The organism is Clostridium sp. LS3, assembly GCF_055330225.1.
This window is the reverse complement of record NZ_CM143921.1, coordinates 1,518,221-1,538,131: the sequence shown is the minus strand read 5'-3', so window position 1 is coordinate 1,538,131 and position 19,911 is coordinate 1,518,221. Positions and strand designations below refer to the sequence as shown.

General features: G+C 28.6%; 19 protein-coding genes. 1 reads left to right on the top strand and 18 read right to left on the bottom strand.

Going from position 1 to position 19,911, the window contains the following annotated elements:
• The 7 genes from pyrH to ACZJV1_RS07090 all read right to left on the bottom strand — a co-directional run bounded on the left by pyrH (window position 1) and on the right by ACZJV1_RS07090 (window position 8,525).
• Window positions 1-717, bottom strand: a complete 717-nt coding sequence (gene pyrH / locus ACZJV1_RS07120) for a UMP kinase (RefSeq protein ID WP_411170529.1) — start codon at window positions 715-717, stop codon at window positions 1-3.
• 69 nt (window positions 718-786) lie between these two features.
• Window positions 787-1,698, bottom strand: a complete 912-nt coding sequence (gene tsf, locus ACZJV1_RS07115; protein WP_460287794.1) for a translation elongation factor Ts — start codon at window positions 1,696-1,698, stop codon at window positions 787-789.
• Window positions 1,699-1,782: 84 nt separating this feature from the next.
• Window positions 1,783-2,484: a 30S ribosomal protein S2 gene (gene rpsB, locus ACZJV1_RS07110; protein ID WP_411170527.1), complete on the bottom strand. Its 702-nt coding sequence runs from the start codon at window positions 2,482-2,484 to the stop codon at window positions 1,783-1,785.
• A 351-nt stretch (window positions 2,485-2,835) separates the two neighbouring features.
• A complete protein-coding gene (gene codY, locus ACZJV1_RS07105; RefSeq protein ID WP_411170526.1) occupies window positions 2,836-3,612 on the bottom strand; it encodes a GTP-sensing pleiotropic transcriptional regulator CodY in 777 nt (258 codons plus the stop codon).
• Window positions 3,613-3,811: 199 nt separating this feature from the next.
• The gene (topA, locus tag ACZJV1_RS07100) at window positions 3,812-5,902 is read right to left on the bottom strand and encodes a type I DNA topoisomerase (protein ID WP_463651846.1); all 2,091 of its coding nucleotides are present in this window, start codon (window positions 5,900-5,902) and stop codon (window positions 3,812-3,814) included.
• Window positions 5,903-5,947: 45 nt separating this feature from the next.
• The gene (gene dprA / locus ACZJV1_RS07095; RefSeq protein ID WP_463651844.1) at window positions 5,948-6,985 is read right to left on the bottom strand and encodes a DNA-processing protein DprA; all 1,038 of its coding nucleotides are present in this window, start codon (window positions 6,983-6,985) and stop codon (window positions 5,948-5,950) included.
• Window positions 6,986-7,001: 16 nt separating this feature from the next.
• Window positions 7,002-8,525, bottom strand: coding sequence for a YifB family Mg chelatase-like AAA ATPase (locus ACZJV1_RS07090; protein WP_463651843.1), 1,524 nt, complete (start codon window positions 8,523-8,525; stop codon window positions 7,002-7,004).
• 152 nt (window positions 8,526-8,677) lie between these two features.
• Here ACZJV1_RS07090 and ACZJV1_RS07085 point away from each other — a divergent pair, with 152 nt between their 5' ends.
• A complete protein-coding gene (locus ACZJV1_RS07085; protein ID WP_460287801.1) occupies window positions 8,678-9,049 on the top strand; it encodes a YraN family protein in 372 nt (123 codons plus the stop codon).
• On the opposite strand, the gene ACZJV1_RS07080 is transcribed toward ACZJV1_RS07085, so the two are convergent.
• The 11 genes from ACZJV1_RS07080 to smc form a co-directional block, all read right to left on the bottom strand.
• The gene (locus ACZJV1_RS07080) at window positions 9,036-9,863 is read right to left on the bottom strand and encodes a ribonuclease HII (protein WP_463651842.1); all 828 of its coding nucleotides are present in this window, start codon (window positions 9,861-9,863) and stop codon (window positions 9,036-9,038) included. The genes ACZJV1_RS07085 and ACZJV1_RS07080 overlap by 14 nt on opposite strands.
• 4 nt (window positions 9,864-9,867) lie before the next feature.
• Complete coding sequence (gene ylqF / locus ACZJV1_RS07075; RefSeq protein ID WP_460287804.1) at window positions 9,868-10,737, bottom strand: ribosome biogenesis GTPase YlqF; 870 nt, start codon at window positions 10,735-10,737, stop codon at window positions 9,868-9,870.
• A 182-nt stretch (window positions 10,738-10,919) separates the two neighbouring features.
• Complete coding sequence (gene rplS / locus ACZJV1_RS07070) at window positions 10,920-11,270, bottom strand: 50S ribosomal protein L19 (protein ID WP_411170519.1); 351 nt, start codon at window positions 11,268-11,270, stop codon at window positions 10,920-10,922.
• Window positions 11,271-11,384: 114 nt separating this feature from the next.
• Complete coding sequence (gene trmD, locus ACZJV1_RS07065; RefSeq protein WP_460287806.1) at window positions 11,385-12,098, bottom strand: tRNA (guanosine(37)-N1)-methyltransferase TrmD; 714 nt, start codon at window positions 12,096-12,098, stop codon at window positions 11,385-11,387.
• Window positions 12,088-12,585, bottom strand: coding sequence for a ribosome maturation factor RimM (gene rimM, locus ACZJV1_RS07060; RefSeq protein WP_411170517.1), 498 nt, complete (start codon window positions 12,583-12,585; stop codon window positions 12,088-12,090). Before rimM ends, trmD begins: the two co-directional genes overlap by 11 nt.
• 232 nt (window positions 12,586-12,817) lie before the next feature.
• Window positions 12,818-13,057, bottom strand: a complete 240-nt coding sequence (locus ACZJV1_RS07055; RefSeq protein ID WP_411170516.1) for a KH domain-containing protein — start codon at window positions 13,055-13,057, stop codon at window positions 12,818-12,820.
• Between the two features lie 44 nt (window positions 13,058-13,101).
• Entirely contained in the window at window positions 13,102-13,347 is a 246-nt protein-coding gene (rpsP, locus tag ACZJV1_RS07050) for a 30S ribosomal protein S16 (RefSeq protein ID WP_008678375.1), read from the bottom strand.
• A 34-nt stretch (window positions 13,348-13,381) separates the two neighbouring features.
• Window positions 13,382-14,734, bottom strand: coding sequence for a signal recognition particle protein (gene ffh / locus ACZJV1_RS07045; RefSeq protein ID WP_460287808.1), 1,353 nt, complete (start codon window positions 14,732-14,734; stop codon window positions 13,382-13,384).
• Between the two features lie 19 nt (window positions 14,735-14,753).
• Window positions 14,754-15,083 (bottom strand): putative DNA-binding protein, encoded by a 330-nt coding sequence (locus ACZJV1_RS07040; protein ID WP_411170514.1) that lies wholly within the window; start codon window positions 15,081-15,083, stop codon window positions 14,754-14,756.
• Window positions 15,084-15,266: 183 nt separating this feature from the next.
• Window positions 15,267-16,178 (bottom strand): signal recognition particle-docking protein FtsY, encoded by a 912-nt coding sequence (gene ftsY / locus ACZJV1_RS07035; RefSeq protein WP_411170513.1) that lies wholly within the window; start codon window positions 16,176-16,178, stop codon window positions 15,267-15,269.
• 10 nt (window positions 16,179-16,188) lie between these two features.
• On the bottom strand, window positions 16,189-19,752 hold the full coding sequence (gene smc, locus ACZJV1_RS07030) for a chromosome segregation protein SMC (RefSeq protein WP_463651841.1): 3,564 nt from the start codon (window positions 19,750-19,752) through the stop codon (window positions 16,189-16,191).
• Window positions 19,753-19,911: the final 159 nt, after the last annotated feature.

Sequence of the window (19,911 nt, the reverse complement as noted above, 5' to 3'; positions counted from 1 at the left end):
CTATTTTTTAGATGAAACTAAAGTTCCTATTTTTTCACCAGAAATAGCTCTCTTTATATTTCCTGGTTCTTCTAATCCAAATACTAAGATTGGAATACTATTATCCATACATAAAGAAGTTGCAGTAGAATCCATTACTTGTAATCCTTGTTCTAAAACTTCTATATAAGTAAGTTTATCATATTTTTTAGCATCTGGGTACTTATATGGATCTTTATCGTAAACTCCATCAACCTTTTTAGCTAAAAGTATTACATCTGCTTCAATTTCAGCTGCTCTTAGCGCTGCTGTAGTATCAGTTGAGAAATATGGATTTCCTGTTCCTGCTGCAAAAATTACTACTCTTCCTTTTTCTAAGTGTCTTACAGCTCTTCTTCTTATAAAAGGTTCTGCAATTTCTTTCATTTCAATAGCAGTTTGTACTCTAGTCATAACTCCATTTTGTTCAAGGGAATCTTGAAGAGCTAAAGCATTTATACATGTTGCAAGCATTCCCATATGATCAGCTTGTGATCTATCCATGCCTTCACCACTTCTTCCTCTCCAAATGTTTCCTCCACCAACTACTAAGCCTACTTCTACTCCCATTTCCACTAATGCTTTAACTTCTAATGTGATTCTCTTTACTATATCAAAATCAAATCCAAATCCATTTACTCCAGCTAAAGCTTCACCTGAAACTTTTAGTATTACTCTTTTATATTTACTTTTCTCCATTCTTAGTACCTCCGCATATTATTTGGTTACTTCCTAAAAAAAGAGAACACATATGTGTCCTCCTTTGTATTACTTAGTCATCTTAGCTACTTCTTCAGCGAAGTTATCTTCTGCTTTCGCGATACCTTCTCCTCTTTCGAATCTTACAAACTTATTAATAGTTATAGGAGAACCAACTTCTTTTGATTTTTCTTGAAGGTATTTGCTTATGCTCTTATCTCCATCTTTTACCCATGCTTGATCTAAAAGACATACTTCTTTATAGTATTTTTGAATTCTTCCCATTACCATTTTTTCTACTATGTTTTCTGGTTTTCCTTCATTTAAAGCTTGAACTCTGTAGATTTCTTTTTCTTTTTCTAAAGATTCTTGATCTACATCTTCTCTACTTAAGAATGCTGGATTAGTAGCAGCTACTTGCATACATACATCTTTTGCTACTTCTGTTAAAACAGTAGTATTATCAGCATCACATCCTAATTCAACAACAACACCGATTCTTCCACCACCATGGATATAGCTTTCAACTACACCATTTTCTAAAGTAAATTTAGCAAATCTTCTTACAGTCATGTTTTCACCTAACTTAGCTATTAAAGCTGTAAGCGCTTCTGAAACTGTATTTTCAGCATCAAATTTTTCAGTAACAAACTCTTCTACTGTAGCAACTGAAGTTTTTGAAGCCATTTGAGCTAATCTGTCTGCAAAGCTTACGAATTCTTCGTTAGCAGCAACGAAATCTGTTTCACAGTTTAATTCAACTATACCAGCAGATTTTTTATCTTCTGCTATGTAAGTTTTCACTATTCCTTCCGCAGCAACTCTTCCTGCTTTTTTAGCAGCAGCAGCAAGACCCTTTTCTCTTAATATTTCAATAGCTTTTTCCATATCTCCTTGAGATTCTGTTAAAGCCTTTTTGCAGTCCATCATTCCTGCGCCAGTTTTGTCTCTTAATTCTTTAACTGATTGAGCAGTTATCATAATGTAAATTCCTCCCAACTTAATGTAAACCTTATTATTTAGGTTAAAAGGTAAATGAGAAAACTCACCTACCCTTTAATTTTATTATTCAGCTAATTGTTCGCCTTGTCTTCCTTCGATTATACCATCAGCCATTTTTGCAGTTATTAATTTAACAGCTCTTATAGCATCATCGTTACCTGGAATTACGTAATCAACTTCTTCTGGATCACAGTTAGTATCAACTATACCTACTACTGGTATTCCTAATATCTTAGCTTCTGAAATAGCATTCTTTTCTTTTCTTGGGTCAACTACGAATATAGCTCCTATGTTTGAAGCATCTAAATTCTTAATTCCACCTAAGTTCTTTTCTAATTTTTCCATTTCGCCTTTTAACTTTATAACTTCTTTCTTTGGTAAAACGTCAAATGTTCCGTCTTCTTCCATAGTCTTTAAAGTTTCTAATCTGTTAATTCTAGTTTTGATAGTTTTGAAGTTAGTTAACATACCACCTAACCATCTATTATTAACAAAGTGCATGTTTGATCTTATTGCTTCTTCTTGAATAGCTTCTTGAGCTTGTTTCTTAGTTCCTACAAATAAGATATCTTTTCCTTCTGTTGCAACTTCTTTTATAAAGTTATAAGCTTCGTCTACTTTTTTAACTGTTTTTTGAAGATCTATTATATATATTCCATTTCTTTCTGTGAATATATAAGGAGCCATCTTAGGGTTCCATCTTCTAGTTTGGTGTCCAAAGTGTACACCTGCTTCTAATAATTGTTTCATTGATATAACTGCCATTTTCTTACCTCCTGGTTTTTCCTCCACTATCTTCTTATAAAGTTTCCTTAAAATAAGGCACCATCTTTACAAATCTAATAGTGTGCGTATTTGTTACCTTTGTTAGTATAACATAAGGTTATTACAGTGGCAACATTTTTTTCATCTAAAAATCAATAAATGTAAATTAAAATAATATTTACATTTATATTAAAGATTTATATCTATGCCTTTAAATTTTATAGTTGAAAATAATTTAATTATATATTTTTACATTTATAATTTATAAAATATTAATATAATTTTTCAAACCTTCTTCTATATACTAAAAGCGCCAAATTATTCTAAGTAATTTGACGCTTTTAGTATATGCTAATTTATCTTTTTTAATTCATCTAATAGCTTTTCATTTAATATTTTTATATGTGTTCCCTTCATTCCAAGAGATCTTGATTCTATTACTCCTGCACTTTCAAATTTTCTTAATGCATTTACTATAACACTTCTTGTTATACCAACTTTATCAGCAATTTTTGATGCAACTAGTAATCCTTCACTTCCTTCTAATTCATTAAATATATGTTCAACAGCTTCTAACTCTGAATAAGATAAAGTTCCTATAGCTAATTGAACTACTGCTTTCTTTCTTGCTTCTTCTTCTATTTCTACTTGTTTAGATCTTAATATTTCCATCCCTACTATTGCAGCACTATATTCAGCTAACACTAAATCTTCATCTGTAAACTCTTCTCCAAATCTTGCAAGCATTAAAGTTCCTAGTCTTTCTCTATTACCTATTATAGGAACTATTGTAGTTATTTTATCTTTCATAATACAGCTTCCTTGTCCTTCAAAGACACATAATCCCTTATTATTTAGATTAGCAATACTTTCATGAATATTTAATAAATTATCATTATATTCCTTTGGAAATCTCTTCTCATCTATAACTTGATTTTTCATAATATCACACTCAAAGTTTTTTGAGAATGTATATCCAAGTATTTTACCTTTTCTACTTGTTACATATACATTACATGATAATACTTCACTTAATAATGAACATATGTCTTCAAATGCTACAGGATCTGTACCGGATTTTTGTAGTATTTTATTCAACATTCTTGTCTTATTTAATAATGATGACATCCCATCTTCCTCCTATAAATAAAGCCATTAAATTTTTTGAAAATTTAAAATTGCACAAATTTTCTCAAAATATCTTTATTACTTATTTATACTATCATAAGCCCTACTTATTTTCAACAAATTTTTTGCACTTTTCGACATTATGTATAGAAAATAGGTCATTTTATTAATTTATTAAGATTTAATTGATTTCTATTGTTTATTTTTCATTATTTTCTGTATTTAAATTAATAGTCTTATTACAATTTGAATTTGAACATTGAGCATAATTACCTTTTGTTTTATTATATTTTAACACCATATAAGCTCCACATTCTGGACATTTATCTTTTAAAGGTTCATTCCAGCTTATAAAATCACACTCTGGGTAATTACCACAACCAAAGAACTTCTTTCCTTTTTTACTTTTCTTAGCTAAAATTTTCCCCCCACATTTTGGGCAAGGAGCATCTATTTCTTCTACTATAGGCTTAGCATTCTTACATTCTGGATACCCTGGACATGCTAAAAAATTCCCATACCTTCCATGTTTTATTACCATCATACGACCACATTTATCGCAAGGTACATCACTTACTTTATCTTCTATAACTACTTTAGATACTTCTTTTTCAGCTTTATCTATAGCAATTTTTAATGGTCCAAAGAATTCTCCAACTACTTTTCTCCATTCTTCTTGCCCTTCTTCTATGTGATCGAGGTTTCTTTCCATTTCAGCAGTAAAATCCACATCTACAATTTGTTTAAAATACTCACTTACCATATTATTAACTATAAATCCAAGCTCTGTTGGAATTAAATTTTTCTTCTCTCTCTTTATATAGTCCCTACTTAATATTGTAGTTATTGTTGGTACATAAGTACTTGGCCTTCCTATACCTTTTTCTTCTAGTGACTTTACAAAAGATGCTTCACTATAACGTGCAGGTGGTTGTGTAAAGTGTTGTTTTCCTTCTATATCAACCTTACTTAATTCATCATTTTCTTCTAACTTAGGTAATGAAACATCTTCATTATCCTCTTCTGTTGCATATTCATAAAGCTTCATAAATCCATCAAACTTTATAGTAGATCCACTTGCTTTGAATTTATAATCTCCATTTTTAATTTCTATACTATTAGTATTTAATTCACAAGAAGCCATTTGACTTGCCATAAATCTATTCCAAATAAGAGAATATAATTTATATTGCTCAGATGTTAATGAGTTTTTCGCCATCTCTGGTGTAATTTCAATTATAGATGGTCTTATAGCTTCATGAGCGTCTTGTATATTTTTCTTTCCTTTATAAATCCTTGGAGAACTTGGAGCATACTCTTTTCCGTAAGTAGAATTAATAAATTCTAATGCTTTTCCTTGAGCTTCCTCTGATATTCTAACAGAATCTGTTCTCATATAAGTGATTAATCCTACTGTTCCATATCCTTTAACCTCTACACCTTCATATAAGACTTGAGCTATAGACATCGTTCTTTTAGTCATAAAATTTAACTTCTTTGATGCTTCTTGCTGCAGTGTACTAGTAGTAAAAGGTGGTAATGGATTTTTAAGTTTTGATCCTTTTTTAACCTTAGTAACTATAAATTTATCTTTCTTTAATTCTTCTATTATTTTATTACTTTCTTCTTCAGTATTAATTTCAATTTTCTTATTCTTATAATGAGATAACTTTATAGAAAATTTTTTTCTATCTTTAGTTGCTGTGCAATCAACACTCCAATATTCTTTTGGTTCAAACTTATTAATTTCTTCTTCTCTATCACATATAAGTTTCAATGCGGCTGATTGAACTCTTCCAGCACTTAATCCCCATTTTACATTCTTCCATAAAATTGGGCTAATTTCATAACCAACTAATCTATCTAATATTCTTCTTGCTTGCTGAGCATCTACTAAGTTGGTATTTATTTCTCTTGCTTCTTTTATAGATGATTTTACTGCACTTTTAGTTATCTCATTAAACACTATTCTACATTTTTCATCTTCTGAAATATTTAAAATATTGGCTAAATGCCATGATATTGCTTCACCTTCACGATCAGGGTCCGTTGCAAGATAAACTTTATCAGCTTTTTTTGCTGCTTTTTTAAGTTTAGTTAAAAGTTCGCCCTTGCCTCTTATAGTTATATACTTTGGATCAAAATTATTCTCTATATCAACGCCTAATTTACTTTTTGGCAAATCTCTCACATGTCCCATAGATGCTTCTACTGTATAATTCTTTCCAAGATACTTTCCTATAGTTTTAGCCTTTGCAGGTGATTCTACTATTACAAGATTTTGTCCCATACATAAAACTCCAGTAAATTTTATGGAGTTTACACCCCCTTAAATTTATAATGATTTTGCATAATAATTGCCAGGAAGGCAAATAATTTCATTTCTATTTTGCATTTCAAATAATAACTCAAATAATACCTTTCTGTCAACATTTACAGTTTTTATTATATCATCTAAGTGTTTTGGTTCATCATTTATTACCTTTAACAAACTAATTTTATATTCATTTACTTCCATTTTTCTATCTTTTTCTTTATTTATATCAAAAAAATCATATAAATCATCCATTTCAGTAAAAGGTTTTGCTCCGTCTCTTATTAGTTTGTTACATCCTTCACTATTTCCATTTAGGACTGGGCCTGGAATAGCCATTATCTCTTTTCCTATACTTAACGCAAAGTCTACTGTAATTAAAGATCCACTTTTTTTAGTAGCTTCAATTACTATTAATTTTTCACTTATACCACTTATTATTCTATTTCTTCTAGGAAAATTATAAGGCATAGGCGGAGTTCGCGGTAAAAATTCTGAAATTAATAACCCTTCCTTTATAACTTTTTCGTATAAAAACTTATTACTTTTAGGATAAACAATATCTATTCCACAGCCTAAAACCCCTATGGTTTTTCCTCTAAATTCAATAGCGCTCCTTTGTGCCACAGAGTCTATTCCTGATGCTAGCCCACTAACAACAGTAATATTATTTTCACTTAATTCTTTTCCTATTATTTTAGCTACTTCTACACCGTATTGTGTACATTTTCTTGCTCCAATCACTGCTGCTAACCTCTTATTTAATAAATCAATATTCCCTTTATAAAATAATACATATGGAGGATCTGTAATATACCTTAAGCTTTCTGGGTATTCTTTTGACTTAATTGTAATATATCCTATTCCAAAACTATTTATGTAATTCCTAAACTCATTAATTCTTTCATCTGTATTTAGGTCAATTTTAACTTTTTTGAATTCTTTAATTTCATCTTTATATTTTTTAATTGTAGTTTCATCCCCATATTTTTCTATTAATGAAACTTTCTTTTCATTGGATATATTGGCTAAAATAAACCATAGTTCATCACTGTTCATAAAATCCATCCTTATATTAAATTATTTCTCCCTCTACATTTCTTCTATATCCTAACGCTTCAAAAATATGATGTTCACATACATTTTCAGAGTTTTCTAAATCTGCTATGGTTCTTGAAACCTTTATTATTTTGTCATAACCTCTCATAGTCAAATTAAATTTATCGTAATACATTTTTAATAAATTTTTTGTTCCTTCAGATATATTAAATAGCCTTTCTATATCTTTCCCCTTTACTTCTGAATTATAATTATACCCGCTATTTTTATATCTAAATTTTTGCACTTCTCTAGCTTCTAATACTTTATCCTTTATTTTACTAGAAGTTAACCTATCTCTTCCTTTAGCTATGTCTTCGTATTTTAATCTAGGTACGTAACTTAATAAATCTATCCTATCTAACAGGGCTCTAGATAATCTATTTAAATACCTCTTTCTTTCACCCTCAGAACATGTACATCCATTTTCATCTATTCCTCCTAAATAAAGTCCACATGGACAAGGATTAAAGGCTCCAACTAATAAAAAATTTGATGGCAACTTATATGTTCCATTTATTCTATTGATATTTATAACTTTTTCTTCTAATGGTTCTCTTAAACTCTCTAATACATCCCTTTTAAATTCTAAAATTTCATCTAAGAAAAGCACTCCATTATGAGCTAAAGTAATTTCCCCTGCTTTTACCTCTTTACCTCCACCAGCTAAAGCTATTCTAGTTATTGTGTGATGCGGATTTCTAAAGGGTCTATTAACCCCATTCTCGCCTGAAAAGATTCCTGAAGCACTATAGATTTTTGCGATTTCTATTTCTTCTTTATACGTAAGAGGTGGTAATATAGATGGTAAGGCCTTTGCAAGCATAGTTTTGCCTGAACCTGGGGAACCAAAAAGCAATATATTATGTCTACCAGCAGCTGCTATTTGCATTGCTCTTTTTGATGTATTTTGTCCTATTATATCTGAATAATCTAACAATTCCTTTTTTACACTCTTAATCTCCTTATCAAAAATAAATGGTAATAAATCCTCATTATTAATGAAAGAAATAACCTCTTTTAATGTTTTAAAAGGATAAAAATTACCTATATTAAAGGATCTTAATTCCTTTAAATTATTTAGAGGAAATATAAAATTATTTTTCTTATTACTTTCACCTTCAAAAATTATTGGCAGAATCCCTTTTATTTCTTTTAAATCTCCTCCTAATGAAAGTTCTCCAAAAACTATAAAATCACTTAAATCTTTTTTAGATATTTGATTAGACTCCATTAATATTCCAATAGCTATCGGAAGATCAAGTAATGAACCAATTTTTCTAATATCTGCTGGTGCTAAATTTATAGTTATTCTTCCTAGTGGAAACTCAAATCCACTGTTTATTATTGCTGACCTTACTCTTTCTTTAGATTCCTTTATGGAAACATCAGGAAGACCTACTATATTAAAACTAGGCATCCCTTTATTTATATCTACTTCTACATTTATAAGTATTCCATCAAGTCCATTATGAGTGGCGCTTATTATTTCCATTGACATTATCATCACCTCTTAAACATTATTGACATTATAATTTAATTATTAAACATTAATTTTTAAAAAAATGATTTAAGATATTATTCTTGTCAATATTATAAGATGATGATTATTTAATATTATTTTAAAATAATATAGAATTGTGGTGATATTTTATGAATAGCTATAATAAATGCATAGGTGCATATGGTGAAGACTTAGCTTCATCTTATTTAAAGTCTAAAGGATATTATATATTAAATAGAAACTTTAGAAATAAGCATGGTGAGATTGATTTGATATGCAAGTATAGTGATTTAATTATTTTTGTAGAAGTAAAAAGTAGGTACAATTATTCATACGGAATACCCTCTGAATCTGTTACCTACTCTAAACAAAAACAAATAATTAATTTATGTGAATTTTATATACTTTCTAGAAAATTATTTAACTATAACTGTAGATTTGATGTTATAGAAATATATTTTAATAAAAATAATGAATCTTATTTTTTAAATCATGTAGAAGATGCCTTTAGAGGCTATTAATTGGAAGTATATTTTTTAAAAATGATCTTCTATGTATTTTACATGGTCCAAATTCTTTTAGTCCATCTACGTGCTTATTAGTGCCATATCCAGCATTTTCATCAAAACCATAATAAGGATATTCTTTTGAATATTCCTTCATTAAATTATCTCTATATACCTTTGCTAAAATAGATGCAGCTGCTATTGATGCTGATTTTGCATCTCCTTTAATAACGGATTTATTATGTATATTAATTCCTTTAATTAAATATCCATCTGATAATATAAGCTCCGGTTTTATCTTCATAGATATACATGCTTCTAAAAATATTTTATTATTACAATAAGCTATACCTTTTTCATCAATTTCATTATTTGAACTTTCAGAAATGTAATATGCTAATGCTTTTTCTTTTATTACTTCTGATAAAGATTCTCTTTTCTTTTCTGATAATTTCTTAGAATCATTTAACCAAAGTATCAGTTCATCATCTATTGCATCTAAGTCTAATATTACTGCACATGCTACTATTGGTCCTGCAAGTGGTCCTCTCCCTACTTCATCTACTCCAGCTATATATGAATACTTTCCAAAACCTTTATCAAAATTATACATCGACCTTACTCTTTGGATTTCTTTTTCTTTTTTTTCTTTTTCTTTATAAAGCTTTACCCCTAAAGCTTTAACATTTTTTCTCTTATCTGAAGAAAGTAAATTTATTAAATCCATTAAATAAATATTATCTTTTTCTTCACTTACCTTTATATTATCTATATATGATTTTATATCTTTATAACTTAATTTTTGAATATCATTATTTAATAAATCCATTATTTTATTCCTCTAATCCCTCTTCGTCATCTGGGCGCTCAAGTGAAATATTACCTATTTTTCCTCCTCTAAACTCATCTAGAAGAATTACAGATATTCTATTATAATCTATTTCTCCACCTTTAACTAAGCATCCTCTTTTTCTAGCTATACTATTCAAAGTTTCTAGGGGATCCTCATCTATTTTATCGATCTTATATCTTTCCTTTAAATTTTCTCCATAGAAGCTTTGAAGCCTTTTAACTAAATTATAAGAAAGTTCTTCTATGTCCATTATTTCATCTTTTATAGCTCCTGTAAAAGCTAAATTAAGAGCTGTTTTTTCATCCTCAAATTTAGGCCATAAAACTCCAGGTGTATCTAGCATTTCAATGTCCATTTTAGTTTTTATCCATTGTTTGCTCTTTGTAACACCAGGTCTATCACCTGTCTTTGCTATATTATTTTTAGCCATCTTATTTATAAATGTAGACTTTCCTACATTTGGTATACCAACTACCATAACTCTCATTTGTATTTTCACTAAACCTTTAGATTTAAGTCTATCATGTTTTTCTTTTAATAATAAATCTAATGTTGGCTTAATTTGATTTAATCCTTTTCCTGATAAGCAATTTACTTCTATAACTTTTACATTTTCTGAAGATAAATGATTCATCCACATTTTTGTTACTTTAGCTTCTGATAAGTCACTTTTGTTTAAAAGTATTACTCTTGGCTTTCCTTCGCAAAGCTTATCTATATCAGGATTTGCAGAACTTTTTGGTATTCTAGCATCTCTAATTTCAATAATTGCATCTACTAATTTTAAATTTTCTTTTATTTCTCTTTGAGTTTTTTTCATATGCCCTGGAAACCAATTTATTGTAGCCATATTTAAATTCCTCCATATCTAATTAATTATAAGTGTATTATATCCATTTATATTCTCTATATATCAATAATAAACAAATTAACTTTTAATCACATTTTTAATAACTTCATTTTTCAATAAATATATGATCTAAAATAAAGAAAAAGGGACTTATAAAAGTCCCTTACTTAATCATTAGATAATTATCTAACGTTTAATTCTTTAACTTTAGCAGCCTTACCTACTCTGTCTCTTAAGTAGTATAATTTAGCTCTTCTTACTTTACCTTTTCTTACAACTTCCATTTTATCGATAATTGGAGAGTTCATTGGGAAAGTTCTTTCTACTCCAGTTCCGTAAGCAACTCTTCTTACAGTGAAAGTTTCTCTTAATCCACCATTTTGCTTCTTTATAACTGTTCCTTCAAACATTTGTACTCTTTCTCTTGTACCTTCTTTAATTTTAACGTAAACTTTAACGTTATCTCCTACGCTGAAATTTGGAAGATCGTTTCTCATTTGTTCAGCTTCAATAGCTCTTATTATTTCGTTCATTGTGTAGTCCCTCCTTAATATAATATTTAGACGTTCTTAACAAACAATTGACAGAGGACCGCCCGTACTAACACAAAGGTTATTTTAACATAAGTTCTGTTATATTTCAACAATTTATTTATACTTTTCTAGTATTTTTTTATCTTCTTTTGTAAGAGTTATTTTTCTATATAAATCTTCTCTTCTTTCCTTAGTTATTATTAAAGATTGAGCTCTTCTCCATTTCCTTATATTTTCATGATGACCTGAAAGCAATATCTCTGGTACCCTATCTCCTTCAAACTCCTCTGGTCTTGTGTACTGAGGATATTCTAATAATCCATCTGAAAAGGACTCATCCATATAACTTTCTTCTTTCCCTAAAACTCCACTTTTTAGCCTTAAAATGGAATCTATTACAGGAATAGCAGCCATTTCTCCACCAGTTAATACAAAATCGCCCAAGGAAACTTCTGAGTCTATATATTTATATACTCTTTCATCAATTCCCTCATAATGACCACATATAAATATAAGCTCATCTTCTTTAGATAATTCTTTAGCCATCTCTTGATTAAAGGTTTTTCCTCTAGGTCCTAAGAAAACAACTTTCCCTTTATTAGTTTTTTTACAATGTCTTATAGAGTCTACTAATGGCTGAGGAGTCATAACCATTCCAGCCCCACCACCATATGGGTAATCATCTACCTTTTTATGTTTATTTAAAGTAAACTCCCTTATATTTAAAGCTTCTATTTCTACTATATTTTTTTCCTTAGCTTTTCCTATTATACTATGATTAAATATGTCAAACATTTCAGGAAATAATGTAAGAATACTAATCTTCATCTTGCCATTCTCCTACTGGTTTTATTGTAATTTTTCTATTTTCTATATCTATATCTGTAACTATATCTAAAAGTACAGGAATTAATAATTCTTTAGGCTTTCTTATCCAATATACATCATTATTTTTTGTTTGGATTACATCATAAACTTCTCCTAAAGATTTACCTTCTGTATCATAAACATTGCATCCAACAATATCTGCAATAAAATATGTATCTTCTTCTAAAGGAACTGCATATTCTCTTGGAATTTCCATATACTTATTTTTATATTTTTCAGCTTCTTCTATTGTATCTATTCCTTCTAATTTAACTATTATCCTATCTTTTTGATATTTACATCCTTTTATTTTCTTCTCTATTCCATCTATTAATACAAACTTTAAATCATTATATCTTTTGGGATCATCTGTTAAAGCTATAACTTTAACTTCTCCCTTTAACCCATGAGTGTTTACTATTTTTCCAACTCTTAAAATATCTCTCATTTTAGCACCTCTTTTTTAATTAAATTATTTATATTAAATCATTTATTTAACTTAGTATTTTCCATATATACTAAAGTTAAAACACTAACTTTTAATTTAACATATTTAATATTTCTAATACTTCTACAAACATACATAGAAGCATTAGAAATATTATAATTTAAAAATTCAATTTATTTTATTAAACTATCTTTTTATAGTAATTTTATGTTTAAAAAGAGTTAGGATAATCCTAACTCTTTACATCAATAATTTCTACTACTACTTTTTTCTCTTCTTTCATTGCTGCTGCTTTTACAACAGTTCTGATAGCTTTAGCTATCCTTCCCTGTTTACCTATTACTTTTCCCATATCTGCAGGAGCAACCTTTAGTTCCAGAATAATTGATTGCTCTCCTTGGATTTCATTTACATGAACTTCATTTGGATTATCCACAAGGGATTTAGCTATAATTTCAATTAATTCCTTCATAAACACCTGTAATTAAACTAATTACAGAGTTCACCTCCTAAAAATTACTTATTTAATCCTGCTTGAGCAAAAAGTCTCTTTACTACATCTGTAGGTTGAGCACCATTTTGTACCCATTTAGTAGCTTTTTCTTCATTGATTTTAACTTCAGCTGGTTCAGTTAAAGGATTGTAATATCCTATTTCCTCGATGAATCTACCATCTCTTGGAGCTCTTGAATCAGCAACTACTATTCTATAGAAAGGAGCTTTCTTAGCACCCATTCTTCTTAATCTGATTTTTACTGCCATGTATTTCACCTCCTTTTAAAGTGTATCATTTATATTAACTCATAAAAGGTAATTTACCAAAGAATCCTTTTTTAGATTTCTTTTGAAAGGACTTCATTTGTTTCATTTGCTTTCTCATCATATCAAAGCCCTTAATGAGTTTGTTAACTTCTTGTAATGATGTACCTGAACCTTTAGCAATCCTCTTCTTTCTTGAAGATGATCCTGCTATAAGCTTTGGATTTCTTCTTTCCTTTGGAGTCATTGAAAAAATTATAGCTTTAACTCTGCCTAATTGTTTTTCACCAGCATCAAAATCTATATCTTTCATTTCCTTAGGAATTCCAGGCACCATTTCCATTATTTTGCTTAGAGATCCAAGCTTTTTCATTTGTTCCATAGCTGTTAAATAATCTTCATAAGTGAAGTCATTTTCTAACATCTTTGCACTTAATTCTTTAGCTTCTTTATCATCGAAGGCTTCCTGAGCTTTTTCAATTAATGAAAGAACATCTCCCATTCCTAGTATTCTTGAAGCCATTCTATCTGGATAGAAAACTTCAAAATCGCTCATTTTCTCACCTACACCAATGAATTTAATTGGCTTTTCAGTAATATGTCTAATTGATAAAGCAGCTCCACCTCTTGTATCACCATCAAGCTTAGTTAATATAACACCAGAAACATCTAATGTATTATTGAAGCTTTCAGCAACATTTACGGCATCTTGCCCTGTCATAGAATCTACTACAAGTAGTATTTCTTGAGGTTTTACTTCTTCTTTTATAGATTTTAGTTCATCCATAAGATTTTCATCTATATGAAGTCTACCAGCTGTATCTATTATTATAACATTATTACCATTTTCTCTTCCATGAGCTATACCTGCTTTTGCAATATCAACAGGATTAACTTTATCACCCATTTGAAAAACTGGAATATCTATTTGCTTTCCAACTACCTCTAATTGTTTAATAGCTGCTGGTCTATATATATCACAGGCTACTAAAAGAGGTTTTTTATTTTGTTTTCTAAGTTGTAGTGCAAGCTTTCCAGTCATTGTAGTTTTACCTGCCCCTTGTAGTCCAACCATCATTATTACTGTTGGTCCTACAGAGTTAAAGTTTAACTTACTTTCACTACCACCCATAAGATCCGTAAGTTCATCGTTAACAATTTTTATAACTTGTTGAGCTGGAGTTAAACTTTCTAAAACTTCATTTCCAACACACTTTTCACTGACACTTGAAATAAATTTCTTAACTACTTTAAAGTTAACATCAGCTTCAAGTAACGCAAGCTTTACTTCTCTCATAACTTCTTTTATATCTTTTTCAGTTAGCTTTCCCTTGCCCTTAAGTTTTTTGAAAGCTTCCTGCAATTTATCTGATAAACCTTCAAAAGCCACCTTAAACCCTCCTATGATTTTACAAATCTTTTAATATACTTTTATACTTTTTATAATCCTCTTCAGAAATTGAGTATTTATTTTTTAAATCCTCAAGAAGATTTGTAATTATTTTTTCTTGATTAAAACTTTTCTCAAGTAAATTAAGTTTACTTTCATAGGATAGAAATTGTTTATAGCATCTCTTTATTAAATCATGGATAGCCTGACGACTCGTGTTATTCAATTCAGCAATTTCGGCTAAGGATAAATCCTCATTATAATAAAGCTCCATAATTTTATACTGTTTCTCTGTTAGTAATGGACCATATAAATCCATTAATAATGAAATCTCAACCCTATCTTCCATTTCATCACCTTACCCACAAAAGAGATTTTAACAAAACCATCCCAGGCTGTCAAGTATTTTTACTTAACACTTGTAAAAAATTTAATAATCATGAAAAAAGTTAAGAAAACACCTTATTATTAAAACTATTAAAAAGCCTTTCCTTCACTAATTCCTATTTATTTCGGACTTTTTTATTGTTAATTAAAATAATGCTTCTGCAAATCCTTCAGCATCAAACTCTTGTAAATCTTCTATACTTTCTCCAACTCCTATATACTTAACTGGTATATTTAAAGTATTTTTTATAGAAATTACAACTCCACCTTTTGCTGTTCCATCTAACTTCGTTAAAATTATACCATCTATAGGACAAGCCTCCATAAATTGCTTTGCTTGAACTACTGCATTTTGTCCTGTAGTTGCATCCAAGACTAATAAGGTTTCTTTAGCTGCATTACTAAACTCTTTATCTATTATTCTACCTATTTTAGATAACTCATCCATAAGATTCTTTTTGTTATGAAGCCTTCCAGCAGTATCACAAATTAATAAATCAATATTTCTTGATTTAGCTGCACTTACAGCATCAAAAACTACTGCTGCAGGGTCAGAACCTTCCATATGTTTTACTATATCAACTCCAGCTCTTTGGCTCCATACTTCTAGTTGGTCAATGGCCGCAGCTCTAAATGTATCTGCTGCTGCAAGTAAAACCTTTTTGCCTTCTTTTTTATTCTTAGCCGCAAGTTTTCCTATAGATGTAGTTTTTCCAGCTCCATTTACACCTATTACTAATAATACTTTCTTATTATCAGTTTCTTCTTTTTCTTCGGCTCCATCAAGTAGCATATCCTTTATCACCGCTTTTAAAGCAGGATAAACTTCACTTGGATCATTTATTTTTTCTTTTCTAATTTTTGCTTTTAATCTATCTATAATTTCTATTGTTGTATCCATACCTATATCTGACATAACTAAAATTTCTTCTAGTTCCTCATATAAATCCTCATCTATAGTTATAGCTAATTTTAATGTTTCGTTAATTTTATCCGTTAACGCGTCCTTAGTTTTTGAAAGTCCTGATTTTAAATTATCAAAAAGTTTTCCAAACATTTTTTACCTCCTAATTATCTTTGCTTAAGTCAACTGAAACTACTTTTGATACTCCTTTTTCTTCCATAGTTATTCCATACATAACATCACTTGCTTCCATAGTCCCTTTTCTGTGTGTAATAACTATAAATTGTATATTGTCTGAAAACTGTTTTAAAAACTCTGCATATCTATATACATTTGCATCATCTAAAGCTGCTTCTATTTCATCTAATATACAAAAAGGTGTAGGCTTCATCTTTAATATTGCAAATAGCAATGCTATAGCTGAAAGCACCTTTTCTCCACCAGACATTAAGTTTATATTTTGAAGCTTTTTACCTGGTGGTTGAACATTTATTTCTATATTAGCTGTTAGCTCATCACCTTCACCTAAAATAAGTTCTGCATTTCCACCCTTAAATAAATCTTTAAAAGTTTCATTAAAGTTTTCATTTAGTATTTTGAAGTTTTCTCTAAATAGTTCTTGCATTTTTGTAGTCATTTCATAAATAACTGTCATTAGCTCGTCTTTTGCTTTATTTAAATCTTCTTCTTGTGCTGACATAAATTCATATTTTTCACAAACCTCTTCATATTCAGCTATTGCTGCTAAATTTACTGTTCCTAATGCTGTTATTTGAGTTTTTAATTTAAATATATCATCTTTAATTTTTGAAATATTTTCTACTTCCAATGCAATTTCCATGGCCTCAGCTAAAGTTAAATCTAATTCTTCATTTAATCGTTTATAGTAATTATCTTTTTCACTTTCTATTTTAGCATATACTATTTCTCTCTTATTTAGCTCACCTTCTAGTGTCCTTAATATCTCTATTAATTCTTTTGCTTCTCCATCTCTTATTTTTAACTTATCTTTTAAAGTTATTCTCTTAACTTCATCAACCTTAAATATATCCTCAAGCTCATTTAATCTTTTATTTATTTCATCTATTAAGTTTACTTTTATTTCTATTTGATTTTTTAAATAGTCTATATTACTTTCTTTTTCATTATTTTCTTCTTTAAGCTTTAATATCTTTTCTTCTTTTTCTTTTTCCTCTTTCTCTTTTCTTTTTATTTCAGACTGCTTTCCATAAACTACTTCATCTAGTGTTGCCTTATTTATTTTGAATTGTATAGCTTCATCTTTTATTTTATCAAACTTATCCTTCTTATCTATCAATAATGCTTGAATTCTCAAAATTTCATTTTTATTTAATAAGCTATCTTCTTTTAATTTGTTTAATAAATCTTCTTTATTTTTTATTTCTTCTTTTAGCTTATTTAAATTTTCATTATTTAAATATAATTCCTTTTTAGAAACTTCAAATGAATTTTTAAGCTTTAACCCCTCATTTTCTAGAGCTTTTATTTCACTTTCATATCTTGTTATATCAATAGTTTTTTCATGAACCTCATCACTTTTATTTAAATTGTCCTCATCAATAGTCTTTATTTCTTCTTTAATATTATTTAGTGAATTATATTCTAATGAATATTTTTCTTTATTTTTTAAGATATTTTCTTCTAATTCTTGAAGTTCTCTTCTTCTACCTAAAATACTAGAGTTATTCTTTTTATAAATACTTCCACCTGTAAGGGCTCCTCCTGGACTAATAACTTCTCCATCTAAAGTTACTATTTTAAGTTTATAGTTTCCAAGTTTTGAAATTTTTAATGCAGAATCCATATCTCTTGCAATTATAGTTTTTCCTAAAGAATAATCCATTATTTCTTTAAATTTAGCATCAAAATCAATTAAATCAGATGCTAAGCCTAAAAAACCTGAAAGATTACTAATTTCATTAGAAATATTTAATCTATTTCCCTTAATAATATTTAAAGGTAAAAAGGTAGCTCTACCTAAAGAATTTTTCTTAAGATAATCTATTAATAATTTAGCTACATTCTCGTCTTTAGTTATTATATTTGAAATAGCTCCACCTAATGCTATTTCTATAGCAGTTTCATATTCCTTATTAACAGTAAATATTTCACCTAGAACCTTAGTACCTTTTCCATAGGATATTTGTCCATTATCTATTCTTTCCATAAGTCTTTTTACTGATAACTGATATCCTTCATAACTTTTTTCTAAGTCTCTTAAGGTAGTAAATTTACCTTCTAAAGTACTAATATTTTTAGATATTTCTCTTATAAGCCCCTCTTTTTTTGCAGAAGAACTACTTAAAAGAGAAAGCTTTTTCTTATTTTCTACTATAGTATTTTTTACTTCTTCTCTTATTCTTTTAGATTCCTGTATACTTTTCTTTAATCCCAATATAGTAGCTAAATTAATACTTATATTTCCTTCTATTGTTTTTAAAGCATTTTTTCCATTTAAGCCTAATTCTTCTTTATTTAATATTTCTTTATTCAGTAAAACTATATTATTGTTTGTTTCTGAAGTCTTTCTCAAAAGCTCAAATTCCTCTTCCTTAAGGTTTTGAACTTCTTTTTCTAAATCTTGAATCTCTTTATTTAAGTGATAAACTTCTTTTTCTAATCTTTTAATATCATTTTCTTTTTGAACTTGTTCTTTTATTTTTTCTTCAAGTTCCTTACCCAACTGATTTTTTTCTTCTAAAGAAATTTTCAAGCTATTTTCTAAAGAATCTTTTTCTAAAGAATCTTTATTTATTATTTCCTCTAAATTTTTAATTCTCTCTTTAAATATCTCTATATTCTTTAGACTTTGGTTTAACTCTTCCTTTTTACTGTAATATTCACTTTTTTCTTTGTTATTCTTGTTTTCTAACTCTTCAATTTTACTTTCTAAAACTAAAAGTTCTTCTTTATCCTTATGTAATTTATTTCTTTTAGTTTCTATATCCTTTTTTCTTTCATTTATATCTTTACTTACATCATTAATTTCATCTTCTATTTTTTTTATATTGTTAACTAATATAGAAACTTCTTTTATTCTTAATTCTTCTGCTAAAGTCTTATATTTTAGAGCTTTTTCTCTTTCAATTTTTAATGGTTCAATTCTTTCTTCATAGGTAGAAATTATATCTCTTATTCTAATTAAATTATTTTCAGTATTAGATAATTTTTTTTCAGCTTCTTCTTTTCTGGATTTAAATTTAACTATACCAGCAGCTTCCTCTAATAATGCTCTTCTATCTTCTGCCTTACCACTTAGTATGGCTTCTATTTTACCTTGTCCAATAAGTGAATACCCTTCTTTACCTATACCTGTATCCATAAATAGACTATTTATGTCTTTTAATCTACATTTTTGATTATTTATTAAATATTCTGTTTCACCTGATCTAAATATTCTTCTTGTAATAGTAACTTCTGAATAATCAGTATCTAATGAGCTATCTGAGTTATCTAATGTAAGTGAAACCTGGGCTAGTCCAACTGGTTTCCTATACTGGGTCCCAGCAAAAATAACATCTTCCATTTTTCCCCCTCTAAGGGTTTTTACACTTTGCTCTCCAAGAACCCATCTTACTGAGTCAGATATATTACTTTTCCCACTACCATTTGGCCCTACTACTGCTGTTACTCCTTTTTTAAATTTTAATTGGGTTTTATCCGCAAAAGATTTAAAACCTCTTATCTCTAGGGATTTTAAAAACATAGATACACTCCTTACCTATATCAATGATACTAATAGACTCATTGAAAACATGATAGCTAAAATTATAGTAATTACATATATCATTTTTTGTCTTGTTTTTTTCTTCATAATTACCACTCCTATTCTTATTTAAGTTTATAGTAAAGATAGTGAAATATC